A 19,462-nucleotide genomic window follows, 5' to 3' on the forward strand; every position below is an offset into this window, starting at 1 on the left:
ACGCCTGCCTCCTTCGGTTAGTTGTTATTTGAGTCCGAGGAGGTCGTTTAACCGTCCCTCGGCACGCGCAGAGTTGATCTGGTCAGTGGACATCCCGCTCAGATCAGAGCGAGATAGCTGCGCCGGTCCAGAGCTCTCTCGAGCCCCGCCGTCGGCGCTGCCCTGGAATCGTTTGCCACCTTGCGCGGCCAGGTAGGGCTTGCTTTGCGTGAGGTCGTCAATCGCGGCAGACACAGCCTGTGTATCCACCGCGCCGTCTTCCCCAACCTCAAAGGAAGACAAATCTAGGTAGCGCAGCGCGTCGGAAGCGTCGTTGAGCTTCCCTGCTGCGGCGGCACGAATCTCAGCCTGTAAGATCCGCTCGTTGGCCTTCTGGAGCGCGGCAGACTCAATCTCCCGGCGCTCCTGCTCGGCCTGATATTCCTTTTCGCGACCTTCGAGCTTGGCGCGTAGTTCCTCGTTCTCTTGCGTCAGAGATCCAGCCTCACCCTTGGCCTTCTTCTCCCAATCCTTGGTGAGCTTCTTGTACTTCTCAGCCTCGGCCTTCCAGTCGATCTGCTCCTGTGAGCCTCCGTCTTGCACGGGTGCCTCATTGGCAGCCTGCTCGCCCTGTGTGGACTCGCTCTCGCTGGCCTGGTTTTCAGTGTTCTCTGACATTGGTTCCCCTTTCGGGAGGGTTGATAGGTGTTGCTAGTTGGAGTCGCGTATCTCAGAGCCGGATGGCCCGCGCCAGCCTGAGAGCTGCGGTCTCAGCACGCCTTCTGCCTGCTGTCCGCCAGGGAGTGTGTAGCCGTAGCGCTCTAGCTGTTCATTGATGAGGCGCTGGTTACCGCCTGCGCGCTTGTAGATCTCTTCGGGCATCATGCGAGCGCCGCGGACGCTGTGGCGCTCCATCGTTCGGCCTGCGTTGCCGATGTAGCGGCCCCTGCGCTTGCCCATGCCTTCACTGGTGACCAGCGAGCCCCCATCGGTCTTGCTCATCCCGCGGCGGGCATTGACCACCTGGTTCATATCTGCGCCGTCGCGGATCGCCTGAGCTCCAGCTTTGGTGTAGATGCGCTCCTGCTCATCCGGTGGGAGCTGATTGAAGATTTCATATGGGTCTTGAACATCTGGCGTCTCGCCGCCTTGGATAATGGGCTTGTGACTACAGAGGCAGTTGGGGTGACGGTCGAAACCCTCGTTGGATCTGTAACGCCGGCCTGCAAGGATCGCGCATCGTGAGCACGCGCCCGCTTCAACCTGCCTCACGTAGCCTGTAACTTGATTCTCTGTCGCTGCGACAACGCCGTCAGCCTGCCTACCAGCGTCCGCTACGGCAGTGGAGCCGATTTGGACCAGTGAGTCCAGACCGCCAGCCATAGCACGAGAGGAACTTGCGCCACGCTGCAGACCATCGAGTGCCCGATACGCGGGAAACTCTAGGGACTGCTCCAGCATTCGAGCCGGTGCTCGCTCAAGCGGGTACGTGAAGCCTGCGAAGCCCGCAGGGTTGATCGCTGGGCCCGTTGGAGTGAGTCCCACATCGTTGAGCGTGGCGTCCATGAAACGTTGACCGTCAATAGCTGCGCGCGTTTGGTACTCAGCTACAACCTCGGCAGCGTCCGGTATCGCTCGACGCCACGTGCGGACGATGTTGCGCGGGTCTACCTCGTTGCGCCAGATGGCCGAGAGAGATGCTGTGGCAGTCATCGCCATTAGCCGGCGGTTATCCAGATGCTCGTCAGACAGTGAGGTCAGGCTCATAGTCAGCACCACGCCTCACGGCCTGCTCAGCCGCATAGAGAGGGTCTGCGGCTTGCTCTGCCTCAATCTGCTTCATGATGGTGTCGATCTCGTTCGGGCTGTGACCGTTCATCTTGAGCAGGTGCCGCATTGGGTAGCCCATCTGCTTCATCTTGATCAGCGCATCCGAGCGCTGAGCCTCAGACCTGATCTCCATGTCAGCCCATTGGATCGAGTGTGGCCCGATACTGTCAGCCAGGGCATTGTTGCCGCGGACCTTGGCACCCAGCCGGAAGATTTTGGCGAGCCCGTTCGAGCTGTAGAGCTGGAACTCGCCACCCTTCTTGACCAGCGGCGTCTCTGTGGCCTTCAAGGTCTCGCCGTTGAGGTTCGACATGCCCTTATTGGCAATGAAGTAGTGAGCCGGAGTGCGTGACTGTGCAGCAACGTGGTTGATGTTGATGTCAATGACATCCGTGAAGACATCAAGCTTGGCTGAATCGAACTGATCTATGGAGGATTTGTCGCCAGTGAGCCACAACATGCGGCCTTGGCGAAGTTCCTCGATATCAATGGCCTTCTCGCCAATCTTCTGCCCATCCTTGTCGAGCATTGGCACCTTGGGAGGCTCTTGGCCCATGATTACGCGAGCGGGGAATGATGCGTGGTCTGCGGCTCCGAAGAGGTATGCCCAAAGCAGGTTGATAGCGTCCTGCATTGCCATCACGCCAGAAATATCCGAGATCGGCCCGCGCTTGAGCCGTGGACGGTTCTGAATCTCCACAACGGGAAGCTCGCCCAGCGGGTGGCTCAGTGGCCAAGTGTCGTCGCCCTCACCCTGTCGCGGTTCCCATGAGCCAGTGGCAGAGAACCCCGCGGCATTGACATACAGTCCAGATGACGTGCGGCCATCCTTAATACCCTCCATTGGAAGCGGGCGCTGCCACTTGAAGACCTGCTCATCGGTGTACAGCGTGGCGTACTCGCGCTTATCGTCCTGCCATGCCTTGATCGCATAGAGAGGCTTGGCAACAAACTCCGCGGAATACTCCACGTAGACCTGTGACGGGTGCTCCCAGGTGTAGACCGGCTCGTCGTTCTCGTCGCCCCAGACGATGACAGCAGAGCGCGTGGAGCCAATGGTCTGCAGGAAGCCCTGCGAAGACTGCGCGTCCATGTCGTTGCGCTGCCAGTCATCCCAGAGCTGCCTCTCGGCATCGTCAGGCTCAGACCCAACCTGTAGACCACTGACACGCAAGCGCTCATTGAGTGCATCAATGACGACGGCACACCAGTTATCCGAGAAGCCCTTGTAGCGCTCCTTGTGGAACTTGGCCCACTCCTTTGAGGCATACTTCAAGGGCTGTTCGCCCTCGTAGTAGCGGTCAAAGTTGTCAATCATCGGGCGGCGGCGTGCCAGGCAGTCGTAGAGCTCCTGGGTCTTAGTGGCGGCTTCTTGAGCTGACAACATGTAGCCACCACCTTTCAGGCGAAGTAGACGTAGTGCTCTGTCTTTACCGGCCAACCAGCGGCGCGCGCGTCGGCTGCGGCCTCGTGTGCGAGTACTGAGGTCACGGCAATGTCGATCTTTTGTGTTTGGGCGGGCTTGCCGAGAACGTAGCGGTCTTGGGTTTTGCTGACCTTCTTGGCGTTCTGCAGATGTACTCGAGTGGCTGAGCAGTCATCGAGCATGACCTCTCCGCTGCGGAGATCTGCATGGAAGCGGGTCAGGGCTGGAAACATGCGCCCAATCATGTTTGTGGGCCATGAAATGAACACTTTTTCGCCGTAGAGCTGCGCCCATGTCTCGATATCCGACTCCCAGGACCGTTCATCATGGAAGCCGGGGTCACAGTAGACGCGGACAAGCTCATATCGACGGCTGATCTCGTCCCACGCAGCCTCAACCTCGCCGCGGGGGATTGTGCCGCCCCACTCTGAGGGATTCCAGTACGCGGGACGAGAGTCAGGACCGTATAGCGGAGTGAACAGCAAGCCCTCTTTAGTCTCGAGCTTGATAGCCGTCCAGTCGTCGTGATCCGAGCCATCGAATCCGCCGGCAACTGAGGTTCCATCTGGTGGTAGCGGGTGCTCCTTCTCCATAGCGACCACATGCTCATCGCTGAGCCACGTTCCAGCGCCGTAGACCACGCGGTTACCAAAGAATCGCTCAGCCTGCGCCGGATCTTGCTCCAGAAGCTCGGCAGCCTCAGCCTCGATGTCGTCAAGGTTCACCCAGGGTGAGCCTGCATAGACGAATTGGTGGATTCGACGGCGTTCGCGCTTGTTCTTGTAGGACAAATCAGCCGGCGGCTGGCGGTAGAACTTGAAAATGTCCTTGGCGGTTGACTCGAATGTCTGCTGAGCCACTGAGTTGTCAGCCGGATCCCAGGCGTTCGTGGTCTCCATCGCGCGGCCACCCATACCGGCAAGGCCGCGGCGCTGAGTCTGAGCGACCTTCACGAGCTTGTTGCTCACTGTGTAGGTGCCCGTCTCATCCTGCAGCGCAAAGCTGATCGGGTTACCCAACCGGGACTGTGCCGAGGAAGACACAGCCTCGATCTTGTCGAAGTCATCAGCCTTCTCGTCAGATCCACCCATGATGCGAATAAAGCCCTCACGGACTTTCATCAGATCACCGAGTGGGCCGAGCTTGATCATGGCTTTCAGCGGCCCGTAGACGTTATCAACCTGGTCCTCAGAGGTAGCCAGTAGCTGAATCAGCGGCGATGGTTGGCGGATCCCCATTGGCTCACCGGGCTCATAGTCGAATTCCCAGCCACAAGGGCAGCCGTGGTCCTCACAGCGGTACTGATCGCCCTCAGCCGCCCAACCACCAAAGAGAGTCGGCCCTACAGCCTCAGACGCGACAATGGCAGCCGATAGCGGCCCCTTACCCGTCTTCTGCGGTGCCACAATCTGTGAACGGCGGTAGACGAATGCCTGAGAGCGCATCGGTGACGCCGGGATCCACTTGGCTGACTTCCGTACGCGGTAGTGGTTAGCTACACACCAGAACTGCCAGTCAGAGAGACTGAATGACTTACCGCGGTCGAAACCATTGGGCACCTTGCAGTGCGCTTCGATCCATCCATCCAGCAGGTCACCGAGAGTAGGGAAGTCAACGACGCCGAGCCCATCAGCGCTCATCGCCTACAGCCCTCAACCGACGCTTTCGCGGTTCGGTCGAAGGTGCCTCAGTCGATTCTTGGCGGCGTGACGCGACCTCATCGCGGACGATCTGCCAGCCATTCTCACGCAAGCCAGCGGGAGTCAGGCCGATCTGGTCACCAAAGCGGTGCAGTGCGGTCTTGTCGGCAGCTTTAGCCTCGGGCCCCGATGCGGTGAGGAATGTGCGGACCCAGATGGCAATGATGTTCCACCGCCACGGTTCACGCTCCCACGCAACGGCCTGCGGATAGGTCCAGACCTCGGCCCAGAGTGCGAGCTCAGCGTCTTTGCGTTGCTCAGAAGCATCGATATCAAGATTCTTGATCGGCTTGCCTGAGTCAGAGACCGTCTCGATGTAGACCTGCGGATCAGATAGCGGCCATTCGGTCGGCGGTTCACCCTCGCGGCCCTCGCTTGGGAGCTCATCGAAGGAGAGTTTGCGCTGGTCAGATCGGCCCGATTTCGGGTCTGCCTGCGGTCCAGAACGGTTCCTTGCGCCTCCAGAGGCCATTGTCATCACCCTTTCGGTGTTGAACATATATATCGAGGGTCAGAAATGTTTTGAACCCTCCGGACCAAAGAGATCCCTCCCCGGCGGTCCGGCACAGATCCCCCTCAAGGGGTCACCCCCGGTTGTGTTCAAGCTCCGACTGAACTTTGTTCATCGCTCAAACTTCGCAGTCGATCGCGCCGTCAGCTCCACGGTCACGCGGTCACCAGAGGTAACTAATGCGTTCCACCGAAGGAATAAGTCTTTGCTGTGTGCTTGTCATGACAGAGCTTGCACAATCCACGTCCATGAGACGGATCGTTGGGATCCAGAGCGTTAGCTATCAGGTCCACTCTCTCCATTGGGTAGTGGTCAGCCACGGTGGACCGTGCGGCTCGGCACAGTGTGCAGATGGGATCGCGTGCCAGTACCTCATCGCGGAAGCGGTGGTGGCCTGTGGTGGTGTACGGGTTACCGTCTGGTCGTCGTGCCCTATCCGCCCTGGCCTTGCAGTCCCCGCATCTGCCCCCGGTCTGCGGCTCCCCATTGATCCCCGTCAGGTTGGGGCATCGTGGGGTGGAGCATACCCGTGCTGCCATGTGTGCGGCTCCCCTTCCGTACCCGTATCCCTGCCCCCAATACCCAGCCCCTAAAGGGTTGGGCCTATAAGGGTGCCGGTATCAGCGGGCATAGAGGCAGGCGCTATAAGAGCTGGGCCTCAATCGCTGCAGAGGTAAGGGGTATTCAGTCCTTGCTCGTCGTCCCAATGAGATTGCTCAGGTGAAAGGGTGGGGGCCTTAGCTTTCGTGGGATCCATACAGGCTGGATACCGCCTACCCTCGCAGCACTCATCAGCACCGCAGTACATCGCCGGCTTACCCATCCCGCTCCCCCTCGAGCTCATGTCACTATCTCTTTAGCCTGCAAGTCGAACCGAACGTCATGCGGTAACCATGGAAGCCATATCACTGAATGGTGGTTGGATGACCACCGCGACAGTCTGCTATCAAAGACAACCTCAGTCCGCGCCTTGTGGGTTTGTAGCAACGGAGACTAGTTCGTCTCTGCCGGCTCTCTGGCGCTTGACATCGAACATGTACCAACCGTAGGCCTCAGGACCGGTGTGAAGAAGGCGCGCCAAGTGCACGCATTTGAATTGCAACACGCGTTGACTCTCGTCCGGGCGGAATGCGAAATTAACTCCCCCTGGACTGGATATCGAATCGTACATCCAGCCCGTGCACACGTCCGCTGGATAGTCGTAGAATTCCTTGGCCAGGACCTCCGTGGCAACGTACGGGCGGTTACCATTTGGAAGCGATGGCGTCGTGAATATCCTCAAGAAGAAAGCATCAAGCAAACGCTTCTTGGTAGCTTGTAGGGCATTAAGGCCTGCTATAGACGCCTGCTGGCCAACCAGAACTACAGGGATATCGTGAGCGGCCTCGTACTCAGATAAGGCGAACATGTCCCCGACTTGGACGCGAGCTTCCGCAATGGCTACTTTAGGCGAATTGGCAGTGTAGAGGAGTGATTCCTGCTCTCGGTTCAGTCGCCCCGCCCCGACCAGGTTCGGAGGCGCGTGCCAAACGTCGGCAGATTCTTTGATTTGCTCAGGACTACTGATTTGACGAACTCGGTAAACATTAGTTGCTTCGGGAATGTTCCGAAATTCTGCGGACACTACGGGAAAGGAACTCCGATGGGGTGGTGTGAGGACCGCATACAACTCGTCCCGCAAACGCTCCGGCGAACCTAGTGTCCAGGCTATCTGGTCGAACCTCTCAATTCGAGACTCAATCTCGTTCAGTGTCATGGAATCTAGGTAAGGCGCCCAACTTTCGGGGCATGCCGGGTACTCGCTTGGGAACGCCAAATCGTCAGTTTCCATCGCTTAATTTTATGTTACCCATATACCAAGTAAGAGCCGACGAAGTTCTGGGCGATGCAAGCGGTTTTTCAGCTGGCCAACCACCTAACTCTCGTCCCTATCAACCCTTATGGATTAGCCCATCAGGCCGGGGGCAGGACAGAAAATATCCCCGCCGATTGGCTGGTGCTTCGATGCGACATTGGCCCTCGCTGGCGTGTCGCGAGTCCTCTGGGCGGGGTACGATCCCGCTTACTTCTCAGCGGTCGTGAGTCTGCTGAGCGCGATCCAATCGCTGCCGGAGGCAATGCCCGGTGGCCTGGGAGAGGAGATAAACCCTGACCGCCGGGCGGGCATAAAAAAAGAGCCCCACCACAAGGACTCAACGCATCTTGTCGGAAAATGATCCAGTTATCCGTTAGACAAGTCTATCTTATCACAGCTTCCTGGGTTGTGGTTAGGAGTTGGATGAGTATTTTGAAGGCAGGGTCGTTGGGGTGCCATTGCGCTTGGCATTCGGCGCAGTGGATATCCCATTCTGTGGGTGGTAATACGCCGCCTTCTGGGTCGTAGACGTTTGCTGTGAGTGCTGGTTTGCGGTCTCCGGCTGTGTCGTGTGTCCATTCTTGGTCGCAGGCTGGGCAGGGCTGCCTTATGGGCCTTCTGGGTGGTGGCGGGTCGAGTAGGTTCTCGATTTGGGTGACCATGTTGGTGGTGATTTGGGTGAGGTGGGGGTCGGTGAGGTTTTTCCAGCGTTGGAGTATTTGTGTGAGGTGTCCGCGTGTCGTGCCGGTGCGGTTTGCTTCTGCGGTTCTCACTTGCGTGTCGAGTTCTTTCCAGAGGTCTATGGCGTCGCTGTTGATTGGTAGCCCTCTTTCGTTGCGACCTCCTGAACGGGTGCGGGTGTTGCTGTGTACGGCTTCGGCTAGTTGGTCGAGTAGTGGTGGCACGGTGGTGACTTTTTTGGTGCTGAGGGTGAGGTGATGTCGTGTGAGGCGGTGCACGTTGTCGGATAGGGTCATGGGCGGTCCTTTCCTTGGAGTCAGCCGCTGTTCCGGGCGTGAACCCGGGCGGTAGCTACGAGCAGGATCGATAGGGTTTGTAGTGGGTCGAACACTGGTGGGCTGTTCCGGGCATAAGGAAAGCCCCCGGCGGTGGTCCAGGGGCTTAGGCGGGTGGTTGTGTCGTGCTGATTACTCTTTGAGTGAGCATGCTCTGACGGCAAAGCGGCGCGGGCCCTGGCCTGCGCCAGAGACGTAGGTGCCCGCCACGGACTACGCAGCGGGCACCTAGAGGGCGGTCTTGGAGAAAACTCAGCGCTCCGCCGAGTGCTCCTCTTCGTCTTCGAATAGCCACTTCACCTCGACGAACTCATCCTCCTCAGGATCTTCTGGCGGAGCTACTTCGTCGACATCGAAGCGACCTTCGAGTCCTGGATGGTCTGGCTCACTCACATATGGGCGTAGCATCCGGCGCACTTCATCGAGGGCTCTTGTAACGCGCTTGTTCGCTGGTCCCACTCGTGGGTCAGGGTCCTCTCCCCAGAACTCTCTAAGTTCAGCTTGTCCGAGGAGTCTCTCACTATCGCCATAGGCTTCTATGGCGTTTAGTAGCTCTTCAGCTTGTTCGATATTGATCATGGTTTTCTCCTTTGGTTGTGTCCTCCGAGGGTGGAGTTATAGCCGCGGAACTCGAGTGCGAAATCCCCGACTGGGCCGTGCCGGTTCTTTCCTACAATGACGCTCATCTCCCAGTCTTGAGAAGGTGGGCGGTGCAGCATCAGTACAACATCACTGTCTTCTTCAATGGATCCTGACTCTTTGAGGTGGTGGATTTGTGGCGGTTTGTCTTCGGCTACTGCGCCACGTGAGAGCTGCGCGAGTGCGATCACTGGGATCTTGTATTTCATCGCGAGATCTTTCATGGCCCAGGAGACTTCGGCGACTTGTTCGCGTTTGTCTCGTCGGTCTCCGTCTGGAGGTCGGATCATCTGGATGTAGTCCACGATGACCCCGGCGAGGGGTTTTCTGGCGTGGACGCTAGCGACGAACCTTCTCACTTGGGCAACTGTGGCTGCTCCCTCCCGGATCGCTATGGGAGCATCGACGAGTTGGTCGTTCGCCGCTTTGATGCGTTCCCAGTCGCGTTCGCTGATATCGCGGTCTATGAGGTTTTTGATGCCGACCCCTCCTCGGTTTGCGATCATTCGGTGATGCACTTCGGATTCCGGCATTTCGGGGCTGATGAAAGCCACGGAGCCTTGGCCGGCAAGCGATAGAGCCGATTCGAGGGCGAACAGTGACTTGCCAACTCCGGTCCTGGCTCCGGTGACGTATAACGCACCGGGCCGGAACCCTCCGATGAGGTGGTCCAGTGCTGGCCACGGGGTCGGTGTGAAGCTGGCCTTGTGGTTCAACCCTTCAATCGTGTCAGCTAGCGTCTCACCGATAAACCGGACCTGTTCTGTCGTGGTGGACCTCGCCCGGACTCCTTCGAGCATATTGTGAGCCTCTGCGAGCACGGCATCAGGGTCTAGCCCGTCGACCGTTAGTGACCTGATCTTGTCCGATGTCTCCATCAGTCGACGACGGGTGGCCCACGTGGTGACTATCGCCGCGTAGTGCTCTGCAGAGGCTGGTGACACTGGCAGCTCCATGAGCCTGTGCAGGTCGGCAGTGACGGGCTTACCCCCGTTGTGCTTTCGGACCTGTTCATCGACAGTGATGGGGTCAACCACTTGCCCTGCCTTTCGGAGATCCCTGACGATGGTGTGGATCATCTCCCATCGGGGTTCCGCGTAGTCGGCAGGGTCGAAGTCGAGGTGGTCCAGTGCACGCCCTCCGGAATAAAGTACTGCTCCGAGGAGTGCTCGTTCAGCCTCTGGGGCGGTCTGCTGGGTCACCTCCATGGTGGTAGACGAGCTTGTCGTTTGCGATGTCTTCGGTGGTTGCAGGGTTTCCAGGCCAGACAAGGAACTCCTCCTTCGGGGGTTGCAGATCGCGTTCTCGGTAGTCGGTGGTGATGGGCCAGTCGTAGGCGCGCCGGTAGAAGCCTGAGCCCCTCCCCCACGGGTCGGTTCGGACGACCGCTGGTTCACGTCCGGGTGAGGCTGACTCGGAACCCGAGATCGAGTCGTTGGGATCGTCGTTCCACTGGTCGTTGTTTAGCCATGTCGCTGGGTTGGGGATGAATTTCTTATCTGGTAGGTCAGCCGCCGCGTAGGCTTTGGCTCCGGTTATGATCCGCTTGGCCGTTGCTCGCTTGTCTTTCACTGCCTTCATGAACGCTGCGTGCGCTTCGGGCTTCTTCACCTTCTTCGGCCAGTGAGACCAGAACTCGTTGAACAGGTCGTCAAGGCTGGGTCCAGCATCTTCCGGTGAGATCAATGAAAAATCGACCGAGCTTGTCTCGGTCCCGTCAGTCGGGATCTCCGTCGAACTTTGACCCTCAGAATGACCCTGGGATGACCGTTTATGTTTAACGTCTACCGTCTTTCGTAGGGGAGATCTGTTGTCGATCTCTCCGTGATGGGATCCCTTGGATATCTCACCAACATTCGAGGATGGTGTTTCGATCCCTATTTGATCTACATTTGATCCCATCCCATCTATATCCACGAAGTATTCAATAGGGTTGGATGGTTGACTCATGAGATCGAGTAGGTCAGCGCGTGAGTTTTCGGATGTAAACCCTTTCATCTCAGGTGTGCGGGCGTAGGCCTTTTTCACTTCGTGGACGATGACTTCTCGAATTTTCTTTGACCCCGTAGCCGCGTACGCCCGACACATGCCTTTAGCCGTGTTGGGCATGGACAGACGGTTCCGATCTCGCCTGATGTAAGGGCGAACGAGAACTTCTTCCGTGTCCTCGTCGATCAAGATGAACCGCCTCGCCTGAAGTGAAGCTGCGATGTGCCGCATATCAGATGCTGCTGTATCGGCCGAGAACCCACTGAGCTTCCCCGGTCTCCAATCCAGCACACCGGCTGCGCTCAGGTTTGGGTGGGTCCACAAGAGGAAGTACAGCCACTGCAGTTCTCTGTCTAGTGCGCGCCAATCGTCATCGGACCAGAGAGCCGTATTCACCTGTGTGTATTCATGTGACATTCTTGTCCTCCCCTCTGTTCTTGGCAGTGTTGGGATGCCATGGGGTTTTAGCCATGCTGCTCGCCTCCGACTGTGAGCAGTTGATTCCGCAGCATGGAGGCATTGTGGGTGAATTCGTTGTGATCCTGCACCATTAGGTCCACTGCATTGGCTTGATCCAGAAGGAACCGCGCAAGTTTTCGAGTCTCTTCTGCTGATGCTTCGAAGCTTGTGGTATCGCCGTAGAGAAGTCCGCCATCGACTTCGACTGTGACGCCGGCCTTTACTTCGTAATCACCCCCAGGGCTTCCAACCACGGCTATAGGGGCGTGCAAGGCGATGCCGCTGACCTTGATAGATGTGGGCGTGAAGCCGTGGATGTCGTCATCGGTTCCGTTTCCGCACAGCCCGAACCAATTCACACAGCCAACTGGGTGCCACACCTTGGTGGTCTGCTCGTAGGCGGCAAGCAGCTTCGGCAGGATCCCGAATTTGCGGAATATGAGGAGGTCGTCACCTTCTGACCTGTGCTCCCATGTGGGTCTGATCGTTTCCCAGTCTTTTGGGGTGATGAGCATCCGAGCGGCCATCCGCAGATCTTCTCCGCTGTCGTATGGTTTGTCACTGAGATCTCGCAGCCTCGCGTGGGCGATGAGGTTCGCCAGTGCACAGCGTCGCTGTGGTCGGCCTAGGTCCGGGTGGAGCCTGATCGTGCGGTCACGTCGGGTGTACTCGGCCCACATCTCTTCGATTGGTAGGTCTAGTGGGTCAATGTCGATGCTCATGTTCTTGGCGAGGGCCTCCAGCTGCGGAATGGAGAGTCCTGAAGTGCGCTGAGTTGGGGTATAATGTGACATGAGGGTTGTTTCCTTTGTTTTGTGGATTGTCTGCACGGTCCGGGACTCTTGGCGGGGTGACCGGGCCGTTCTGATGTGATTTAGTGGCTTTGTCTTGGGGCGTGGCCCCTCACTGTGACGAGAAAGCGCTCACGCCTCTGATTCCGGTGTGGTCAGCTTGGCAAGCTCGTTGAGCCTTTCGTGATCTCCTCTCCGGCCTGACGGATGACGGCCTGAATCTCTTCGGGTCCGAGGCCGTGTGCTGCTGCTGTACTGGACATGTGCTGGAGCACTAATGCGCGTGCCCGCGTCGGATGCCTAGAGTGTGCCGCGGCGGCTAGACGGACGAACTCTGCCGCGAGCGCCCTGCGGTGCATCCTTCGCTCCTCCCCAGCAGTTAGTGGTGAGCTGAATGAGTGCTGGACGAGACCACTCGCGGTGGTTTGGTCTGCTGTGTTTTTGCTCATTGGAAAGATCCCTTCAGGTCTAGCGACGCCTGACGGCATCTCGCAGCACTTGCCGAACGGCGGATTCGCCGGTCGGATCTTTATGCATGTAGGGCCAGTACCGTTCTAGCTGCAGATCGAGGTCGCCATGTCCACCGCAGAGTTGACCGGCGAGGTGTTTGGAACGGCGCACACTCAACGGGCTGCCCATGAGCTCGCTCGACGCGCCTCTTATTAGCCTCCATAGGTACACGAACGACAATTCGGTGAATGAGTTTTGGGTACAGGTATCTAAGGTCACAGTCCCCTCCTGTGGGGTGCCGTCGAGCAACGGACTTGGTGGTGTGGCGGAATTGAGGGGCCTTACGCGGCTTTTGCAGATTCGCGGACCCAGTCCTCGAGTGATTCGCGAGGGATGACGAGCTTGGTTGTTCCTTTGAGGGGAAAACTCACGAGGTGGCCCTCGGCTACCGCCCGGCGGATCGTTGAGATGCTGCACCCAGACCGGTCCGCAGCTTGCTGGTACGCGTACGCGAGTCGCTCCTCGTGCGGGACTGGTTTTCTGGTCATTGGTCGATGCCCCCTACTGTGGTCAAGGAGGTAGACTCGCTAGCGACTGCTACCCCTTTCTGGTGGTTGGTCTGAGCGGTCCGGTAGGTGTCTTGGCGGAGATCACCGGGCCGTTCGTATTTCGCTTCAGAACTTTCGCATCTGGCTGTTCCGCGGTAGTACAGCGCCTCCTCATTGCCGTAGTGATCTGACTGATTTTCGCACTGGGCCAGGGCGACGGTCAGCTTCATGCGCCCACACGCTTCTCGACTTCGGCGTCGAACTGGTTGTTAATCCAGTCGATGACGTCTTGCTCTCTGTAGAAGACTCTGCGCCCGATTCGAACGGAGGGCGGCCCCTCTCCGCAGTGCCTCCAGTATCGGAGTGTCGCCTCAGGGAATCCGTAGGTATTGGCGATGTCTGTTGTGCTCCGCAGTTTCAATCCTGGCATCTCGTCCTCCAAACCGTTTCGTTTACTTACTCAAACATGGTAGCACGTTGTTTGAGGTTTCAAACGTATGTGTGCAAGAATCAACGCATGGACACCCCAGATGGCCCCTCGGACCTAACGCAAGGCGAACTCAACTTTGCTTCCAACCTGCGCGAAATGCGCATCAGAGATGGCCTCTCCCAGGACGCACTTGCTACAAAGATGCAGGAGCTGGGGTTTGACGGCATCAACCAGATGACGATCTCCCGAATCGAGAAGGGCCAGAGGCCGGTCCGACTTAGTGAGGCGCGCGCGCTGGCCTACCTGTTGAACGCAGGTACGGAACAGATGTCTTCTCCGAGCGAGGAAGCCCGCGCAATCAGTGAGCTTTTTGACTCACTCCGGAGAATCGATGAGCTAGAAAAAACCATTGAGAACATGAAAATAGAGATCCTCGATAATGTTTCATTCAGTCAACATGCGCTAATGCTTTACGATGAGCATATTGATGATCTAGATTTTCTACTTTCTCCTGCCCTTCGGGAGCGTGTTGAGCAAGGCCGTAAACGGTTACAAAGTTATGTTGACGGTGGCTACAAGCAGCTTATGGAGAATGTAGACAATAACCTTATGGAATGGTTCGGCGGAGTCCGGGAAAGCGACGACGATAGCGAGCATTGATAAGCAGACCACCAAGTCTGGCGTGCCCTGACAGATTCGATGGCGGGACGAATCCCGGAAAGAAAAAGCAAAGCGCTTCCCCCGGAAGTTAGATACTCCATGGTTCAAAGCTTCGCAACACGCCACAGGTTATAGAGCTTTGCGGCAAAAATACCCCTGAGTGCACCGCTTCCCCTTGAGTGAACACCTCCCCCGTGTAATGCTGTGGCAACAGCGACCTTAGGAGTCTCATGGTGGACGAGCAGCACGCACCTTCGGACAAGCGGTTCCCCATGGAGCAGCGGTGGGCAACCGTCAACGAGATCGCCGAACTCTATTCCATAAGCCTCACGACCGTTCGTGCAAGAGCGAACTCTGGAGAGTGGCCCTGCAGTCGGCAGGGCAGGATGCTTCGCTTCTCTCCGAGCGATCAACAGCGCATTCGCGATATGTGGAGGCCTAATCGACCTGATCGGATTGAGACTCGAGAAGAGCGCAAGGCGCGTCGAGAGCGAATCGATCGGGCCCTCGATAGTTATGTATAGCCAGTCGGAATCAGACAATAGCGGACGAGATCGCTGGGTAACCATCGATGCAATAGCAGATCGCTATGGCGTTTCCGCAGACAAAGTGCGCGCCCTCTCTGACCGTCTCGCATGGCCATGTCACCGCCAAGGGCGATTGAGGCGCTTCTCCCCTGGCGATCAGCAAGAAATTCATGCTAAATGGCTAGAGCACGGCGGTGACGATCCGCCCTATCAAGCTCCCAGCTGGAGAGACCTCGCGCTAAAGGACAAGCTCACCCAAGAGGAGCATGATGCCGTAATGCGCGGTTCCAGGGCATCCAGGGGCGAGTCGCCCTACGACTGAGGCTGCCGACACCACAGCATTGACAATTAGCTGCCAGCCTCCAACCACGCTTCGAGTTCGGCGTGAGTGATCTTCGGATGCGATGTGCCTGGCGGCCTCACTGTCGCGATGTGGCCGGCTGCAATGAGTTCCCTCAGCTTTCGCTCTGAGATATCAACTTGTTCAGCCGCATGCTTGATGCTGTAGGCCATCCGACGATTCTCTGTCATCACGCCCAGACCTTCTTCCTTGTCCCACATTCGTCCGAAACTGAGTCTGGACAGCACTGAATCCGCTACTCACCCGCCTAATTATCGCCGCTGGCTACACATGGTGCGTCACAGTAAAGGTGGCACTAAAGTCACCACCAGCCCTTAAAATGGACCACATTTCCGGCCCAAATTTGGACACAAAAATGCCCCTCGATCCCTTGTGCTGACTGGGATCGAGGGGCATTTCTCTGTTGGTGCGCCCATAGGGATTCGAACCCCAGACCTTCGGTTCCGTAGACCGACGCTCTATCCAGCTGAGCTATAGGCGCATTGCTCCAGAAACTCACTGTACCGTGAGTTGGACCTTGACGATACTACACGTGCTTTTCCGGCTGAGCCAAATCCGGTCCAATCAGGGATGGCTCATTTCCACGATCCGGTGGTGACGAACTCAGCGAGGGCGGCGTCGCGCCCGTCCAACTCAGCCCAGGGCTTGGTCACATCGAAGCGAGCGAGTCCAGCCGGTGGCCACTGTGAGGCCATGTTCAGCGCGGCCTCCTCATCTGACTCGGCACTTGTCAGCTTCATGCTGAGTTCCTGGACCCCCGGCATATGGGCGATCACCAGCAGGTTGTTCACGGTTTCGGGTGTCTCATTGATCACTGAGCAGAGCTGACCCGGAGATCCCAGATACATCCGGTCATCCAATTGCGCGGTGGGCGCTCTCTCACCAAGCTCGTGAGCGACCCAGATGCTGGTCTGGCGGGTTCGCATGGAGGAGGACACCACCGTGACCTCCGGCCAGTAGGCGGACTCCAGCAACCACTGACCGATCTCGCGAGCCTGGGTTTCGCCGTGCCCGGTCAGGGTGCGGGAGAAGTCATCGCCGGAAAAGCTATGTCCCGCTTCGGCATGACGGAGCACCAATAGCGTCTTAGCCATGAATCAGATGCTGTATTCGGGCGCTGCCCAGACCGTCACTTCAGGGTGCTCGTAGAAGCGGTAGCCTTGCCCGCGCACTGTTCGCACCGTGTTGGCCAGGCGCCCCAGTTTAGATCGAAGCCGCCGGATATGGACGTCAATGGTCCGCTCATTGGGCATCTGGTCGACATCCACGTGGCGCCACAACCGCTGCAGCAACTCCTCCCGCCCGACGGTCCGGGACGAGTTCTCAACGAGATAGTTGAGCAGTTCAAATTCCTTGTAGGTGAGATTGAGACCTTCGCCATCGAGCTGGACTTCGCGACGCGCCAGATCGATCAGGACACCCGAAGCCGAGAGCGAGGACGGGGGCGCACTCGGGACAGCGGGCTGGTCCGCTTGTCCCCGCGTCGCGACAGTCGGATCTCCGAGCGCCTGGCGCACCACCTCAAGATCAGCACCCTCCGCCGTCGGCGATGCCATCGCCATAGCAATGTGAACCTGCGATTCAGGTGCGATGTGCTCCACATAGTCACGAAGCTCTGTGGCGATCCGATGCAGCGAGGTTCCCTCGGCCTTGGCAGTGTCCTCATCAAGCCCGACGTAGACTACGAATCCGCGGGCGACGACATCCGGGTGAACTACCTGCGCTCCGTTGTGTGGGGCGAGCACCGGAATGGGCGCCGTACGTGGTTGGCCATTGGCGCCGGGGGTTCCGTTGCGCATCTTGCGGGCCAGCTCAGCGCGCCGGGCAGCATTCCTCACTGAAACGTGAACGTACCCTGGATTTTGGGCCTTACTGAGCGGTGCGGACATATGAATCGTGACTCTTCCTGGCTGGTTGCCGGGTAGTGGGCACTCTCAGGATCGCCGTAATATTTCCGAAACGCAAGTAACATAAGCCAGAAAATTCCACATAGTGAGATTTGCCCACCTAATGGTGATGTAGGCCACGTACTATTCCGCCAGACCGTAGAGTCTATCTCCAGCGTCACCAAGCCCCGGGACGATGTACGCCTTCTCATTGAGCTTCTCATCAATAGCCGCCACAAAAAGCTCAATATCCAGGTCCCCGACCTCCTCCTCGAGGCGTCTGATTCCCTCCGGAGCCGCCAGCAGGCAGATGCAGGTAATCCTTGCCGCACCAGCGCGCTCTAAGAACCGAATAGCTTCAACCAGCGTGCCACCTGTGGCGAGCATCGGATCGAGCACAAACACCTGGCGCCCAGTCAGATCGTCCGGAAGTCGCTCGGCATAGGTGACGATGTTCAGCGTCTCCTCATCCCTGGCCATCCCCAGAAAACCGACCTCCGCGGTCGGGATCATGGCCGTCATACCGTCCAGCATGCCCAGTCCGGCGCGCAGAATCGGCACCACCAGCGGTTTTGGCCCCGCCAGCCGAGTACCGACCATCTCTATGACGGGAGTTCGAATTTCAGTCTCCTCTGTGGGAAGCGAATTCGACGCCTCGTAGGCCAGAAGTGACACCAACTCACGGGTCAAATCGCGGAATGTATTCGATGGGGTCTCCACCCGCCGCAGCTGAGTGAGTTTATGGTCGATCAGAGGGTGTGAAACGGCGTGAGTTCGCATGGCATCAAGGTACCAGCGCGCGTGTCACAGTATCGTGTCAGAGGTGAACTTCTCCCCCAGGGACCCACAGACACAGCACCGGCTGATGGGGCAGTGCCTTCAGTTGGCAGACCAGGCACCCGCTGCCGGAGACGTACCTGTGGGCGCTGTCGTCTTGAGCGCCGATGGTGTGATCCTCGGCTCGGGCCACAACACCCGCGAGCGCGATGCCGACCCATCCGGCCACGCCGAGCTCAATGCTCTGCGCGGAGCAGCTCAGGCAATGGGGTCCTGGCGGTTGGACGGTTGCACCCTGGTGGTCACATTGGAACCGTGCATTATGTGCGCCGGCGCGATCAGCCAGTCCCGGATCGCCACTGTGATCTTCGGCGCATGGGACAAGAAGGCCGGCGGAGCCGGAAGCGTATTCGATGTCCTGCGCGAGCCCCGACTCAACCACTGGGTAGAAATTCAGCCTGGGGTCAGATCCGATGAGTGCGGTGCCCTGTTGAAGGCGTTCTTCGCTGAACATCGCGGGTGAGGCAGCCTAGGCGCGCGCAAACTGGTAGCATGACGAGGCGCGATTTCGTGCGCAAGGTAGCGTGTCCGAGCGGCCGAAGGTGCAGCACTCGAAATGCTGTGTAGGGTAACCCCCTACCGTGGGTTCAAATCCCACCGCTACCGCGTTCTGGCGGCCCCGCAGACCCCGGTAGTCTCGGGGCCGTCGCTCATGTTCTGCGAAAGAGGCCAGCAATGAGCACCACTGTTCTTGCGATCGGCAAGAAACACGAACCGTGGGTTACTGATGGCATCGACCGCTACACCAAGCGGCTCCGCAAACCCTACGATCTCTCCTGGCGGCTGTTGCCGCATTCGTCTAAGGAGCACGACGCCGCCCGCGAGGAAGAATCTGCCAAGATCCTCAACACCGTCAAACCCCAGCAGCACCTCATCCTGTTGGATGAACGCGGAACGAATATCTCCTCGCCTCAGCTGGCAGCCCACCTGCAGCAGCAGTTCGACTCAGGCAACGACGTCGTACTGGTGATTGGGGGCGCCTATGGGGTCAACGCCGAGCTGCACCGCCGGGCTAACTTCACCTGGTCATTGAGCAACCTGGTGTTCCCGCACCAGCTGGTCCGGCTCATGCTGGCCGAACAGCTGTACCGCGCACAGGAGATCAGCGCAGGACGGGCGTATCACCATGTCTGAGCAGCCAGTGGTGGGCATTCTGGGGTCCGGGAGGGCGGGAACCGCGTTCGCCAGGGTGATGCTGCGCGTGGGCATCGCGGTGGACATGTGCTCCACGCGCCCGCCGAAAGCGCTGCAGCACCACCTGAAGATATACGCACCCGGGGCGGTGCCGGTGTGGCCCGAACAGATAGCGGTCAGAACATCTGAGCAGGGCACTGGCATCGTCATCCTTGCTGTGCCGCAGGAGGAGCTGGACGAGGTGGACCCCGACTGGGTTCACAGCGCTGGCAGCGGAGACCTGGTCTTGGTGGATGCGACCAACACCTGGCACGACGAGGAGCTGCCCGGCTGGTTGCAGGCCCCCCTTGATGAACAGCTTCCCTCCTCCTACGGCATCGCCGGACGTTTCAGCCGCGCCAAAGTGGTCAAGGCCCTCAATCACATTTCTCATC

At 58.5% G+C, this 19,462-nt stretch carries 23 protein-coding genes and 2 tRNA genes; 6 read left to right on the forward strand and 19 right to left on the reverse strand.

Annotated features, from left to right (window positions below):
• Positions 1-24: 24 nt before the first annotated feature.
• The 14 genes from FH975_RS05315 to FH975_RS05380 form a co-directional block, all read right to left on the reverse strand.
• Complete coding sequence (locus FH975_RS05315; RefSeq protein ID WP_162320402.1) at positions 25-657, reverse strand: hypothetical protein; 633 nt, start codon at positions 655-657, stop codon at positions 25-27.
• Positions 658-690: 33 nt separating this feature from the next.
• Positions 691-1,746, reverse strand: a complete 1,056-nt coding sequence (locus tag FH975_RS17145) for a hypothetical protein (RefSeq protein WP_235928461.1) — start codon at positions 1,744-1,746, stop codon at positions 691-693.
• Positions 1,724-3,196, reverse strand: coding sequence for a phage portal protein (locus FH975_RS05330; protein WP_162320405.1), 1,473 nt, complete (start codon positions 3,194-3,196; stop codon positions 1,724-1,726). Before FH975_RS05330 ends, FH975_RS17145 begins: the two co-directional genes overlap by 23 nt.
• Before the next feature lie 14 nt (positions 3,197-3,210).
• A complete protein-coding gene (locus FH975_RS05335) occupies positions 3,211-4,875 on the reverse strand; it encodes a condensation domain-containing protein (RefSeq protein ID WP_162320406.1) in 1,665 nt (554 codons plus the stop codon).
• Positions 4,865-5,434, reverse strand: a complete 570-nt coding sequence (locus tag FH975_RS05340) for a hypothetical protein (RefSeq protein ID WP_202923029.1) — start codon at positions 5,432-5,434, stop codon at positions 4,865-4,867. Before FH975_RS05340 ends, FH975_RS05335 begins: the two co-directional genes overlap by 11 nt.
• A gap of 970 nt (positions 5,435-6,404) precedes the next feature.
• Entirely contained in the window at positions 6,405-7,277 is an 873-nt protein-coding gene (locus FH975_RS05345) for an RES family NAD+ phosphorylase (RefSeq protein WP_162320407.1), read from the reverse strand.
• Between the two features lie 407 nt (positions 7,278-7,684).
• Complete coding sequence (locus tag FH975_RS17150; RefSeq protein WP_456238258.1) at positions 7,685-8,278, reverse strand: DUF7341 domain-containing protein; 594 nt, start codon at positions 8,276-8,278, stop codon at positions 7,685-7,687.
• A gap of 291 nt (positions 8,279-8,569) precedes the next feature.
• Positions 8,570-8,896 carry an aldo-keto reductase family protein gene (locus tag FH975_RS05350; RefSeq protein WP_162320408.1) on the reverse strand — a complete coding sequence of 109 codons (327 nt, stop codon included), beginning with the start codon at positions 8,894-8,896 and terminating at the stop codon, positions 8,570-8,572.
• Positions 8,893-10,164, reverse strand: coding sequence for a replicative DNA helicase (locus FH975_RS05355; protein WP_162320409.1), 1,272 nt, complete (start codon positions 10,162-10,164; stop codon positions 8,893-8,895). The genes FH975_RS05350 and FH975_RS05355 overlap by 4 nt, the downstream gene beginning before the upstream one ends.
• A complete protein-coding gene (locus tag FH975_RS05360) occupies positions 10,130-11,134 on the reverse strand; it encodes a hypothetical protein (RefSeq protein ID WP_235928462.1) in 1,005 nt (334 codons plus the stop codon). The genes FH975_RS05355 and FH975_RS05360 overlap by 35 nt, the downstream gene beginning before the upstream one ends.
• A gap of 275 nt (positions 11,135-11,409) precedes the next feature.
• Positions 11,410-12,198: a hypothetical protein gene (locus tag FH975_RS05365; RefSeq protein WP_162320411.1), complete on the reverse strand. Its 789-nt coding sequence runs from the start codon at positions 12,196-12,198 to the stop codon at positions 11,410-11,412.
• 788 nt (positions 12,199-12,986) lie between these two features.
• Entirely contained in the window at positions 12,987-13,193 is a 207-nt protein-coding gene (locus tag FH975_RS17055) for a helix-turn-helix domain-containing protein (RefSeq protein ID WP_162320412.1), read from the reverse strand.
• Positions 13,190-13,423, reverse strand: coding sequence for a hypothetical protein (locus FH975_RS05375; RefSeq protein WP_162320413.1), 234 nt, complete (start codon positions 13,421-13,423; stop codon positions 13,190-13,192). Before FH975_RS05375 ends, FH975_RS17055 begins: the two co-directional genes overlap by 4 nt.
• The gene (locus tag FH975_RS05380) at positions 13,420-13,623 is read right to left on the reverse strand and encodes a helix-turn-helix transcriptional regulator (RefSeq protein WP_162320414.1); all 204 of its coding nucleotides are present in this window, start codon (positions 13,621-13,623) and stop codon (positions 13,420-13,422) included. The genes FH975_RS05375 and FH975_RS05380 overlap by 4 nt, the downstream gene beginning before the upstream one ends.
• A gap of 87 nt (positions 13,624-13,710) precedes the next feature.
• Between FH975_RS05380 and FH975_RS05385 the strand changes: the two genes are divergently transcribed.
• Both FH975_RS05385 and FH975_RS17060 read left to right on the forward strand, forming a co-directional pair.
• Positions 13,711-14,283, forward strand: coding sequence for a helix-turn-helix domain-containing protein (locus FH975_RS05385; protein WP_162320415.1), 573 nt, complete (start codon positions 13,711-13,713; stop codon positions 14,281-14,283).
• A 272-nt stretch (positions 14,284-14,555) separates the two neighbouring features.
• A complete protein-coding gene (locus FH975_RS17060; RefSeq protein ID WP_407938616.1) occupies positions 14,556-14,807 on the forward strand; it encodes a helix-turn-helix domain-containing protein in 252 nt (83 codons plus the stop codon).
• Positions 14,808-15,158: 351 nt separating this feature from the next.
• Here the strand turns inward: FH975_RS17060 and FH975_RS05390 are convergent, their stop codons facing one another.
• From FH975_RS05390 to upp, 5 genes are all read right to left on the reverse strand, one after another.
• The gene (locus tag FH975_RS05390; RefSeq protein ID WP_162320416.1) at positions 15,159-15,341 is read right to left on the reverse strand and encodes a helix-turn-helix domain-containing protein; all 183 of its coding nucleotides are present in this window, start codon (positions 15,339-15,341) and stop codon (positions 15,159-15,161) included.
• 234 nt (positions 15,342-15,575) lie between these two features.
• Positions 15,576-15,652, reverse strand: a tRNA-Arg gene (locus tag FH975_RS05395).
• A gap of 94 nt (positions 15,653-15,746) precedes the next feature.
• Positions 15,747-16,265, reverse strand: a complete 519-nt coding sequence (locus FH975_RS05400) for a SixA phosphatase family protein (RefSeq protein WP_162320417.1) — start codon at positions 16,263-16,265, stop codon at positions 15,747-15,749.
• 3 nt (positions 16,266-16,268) lie between these two features.
• Positions 16,269-17,060 carry a winged helix-turn-helix domain-containing protein gene (locus FH975_RS05405; protein ID WP_162320418.1) on the reverse strand — a complete coding sequence of 264 codons (792 nt, stop codon included), beginning with the start codon at positions 17,058-17,060 and terminating at the stop codon, positions 16,269-16,271.
• 141 nt (positions 17,061-17,201) lie between these two features.
• Complete coding sequence (upp, locus tag FH975_RS05410) at positions 17,202-17,837, reverse strand: uracil phosphoribosyltransferase (protein WP_162320419.1); 636 nt, start codon at positions 17,835-17,837, stop codon at positions 17,202-17,204.
• A gap of 43 nt (positions 17,838-17,880) precedes the next feature.
• On the opposite strand from upp, the gene tadA reads away from it, so the two are divergent.
• From tadA to FH975_RS05430, 4 genes are all read left to right on the forward strand, one after another.
• Complete coding sequence (tadA, locus tag FH975_RS05415) at positions 17,881-18,357, forward strand: tRNA adenosine(34) deaminase TadA (protein ID WP_328821788.1); 477 nt, start codon at positions 17,881-17,883, stop codon at positions 18,355-18,357.
• A gap of 55 nt (positions 18,358-18,412) precedes the next feature.
• Positions 18,413-18,500, forward strand: a tRNA-Ser gene (locus tag FH975_RS05420).
• A gap of 69 nt (positions 18,501-18,569) precedes the next feature.
• Positions 18,570-19,028, forward strand: a complete 459-nt coding sequence (locus FH975_RS05425; RefSeq protein WP_162320420.1) for a 23S rRNA (pseudouridine(1915)-N(3))-methyltransferase RlmH — start codon at positions 18,570-18,572, stop codon at positions 19,026-19,028.
• On the forward strand, positions 19,021-19,462 hold a 442-nt coding region (locus tag FH975_RS05430; RefSeq protein WP_162320421.1), incomplete at its 3' end, for an NAD(P)-binding domain-containing protein. The genes FH975_RS05425 and FH975_RS05430, both read left to right, overlap by 8 nt.

The sequence above is a fragment of the Nesterenkonia haasae genome (assembly GCF_010119385.1).
Taxonomy (GTDB): Bacteria; Actinomycetota; Actinomycetes; order Actinomycetales; family Micrococcaceae; genus Nesterenkonia; species Nesterenkonia haasae.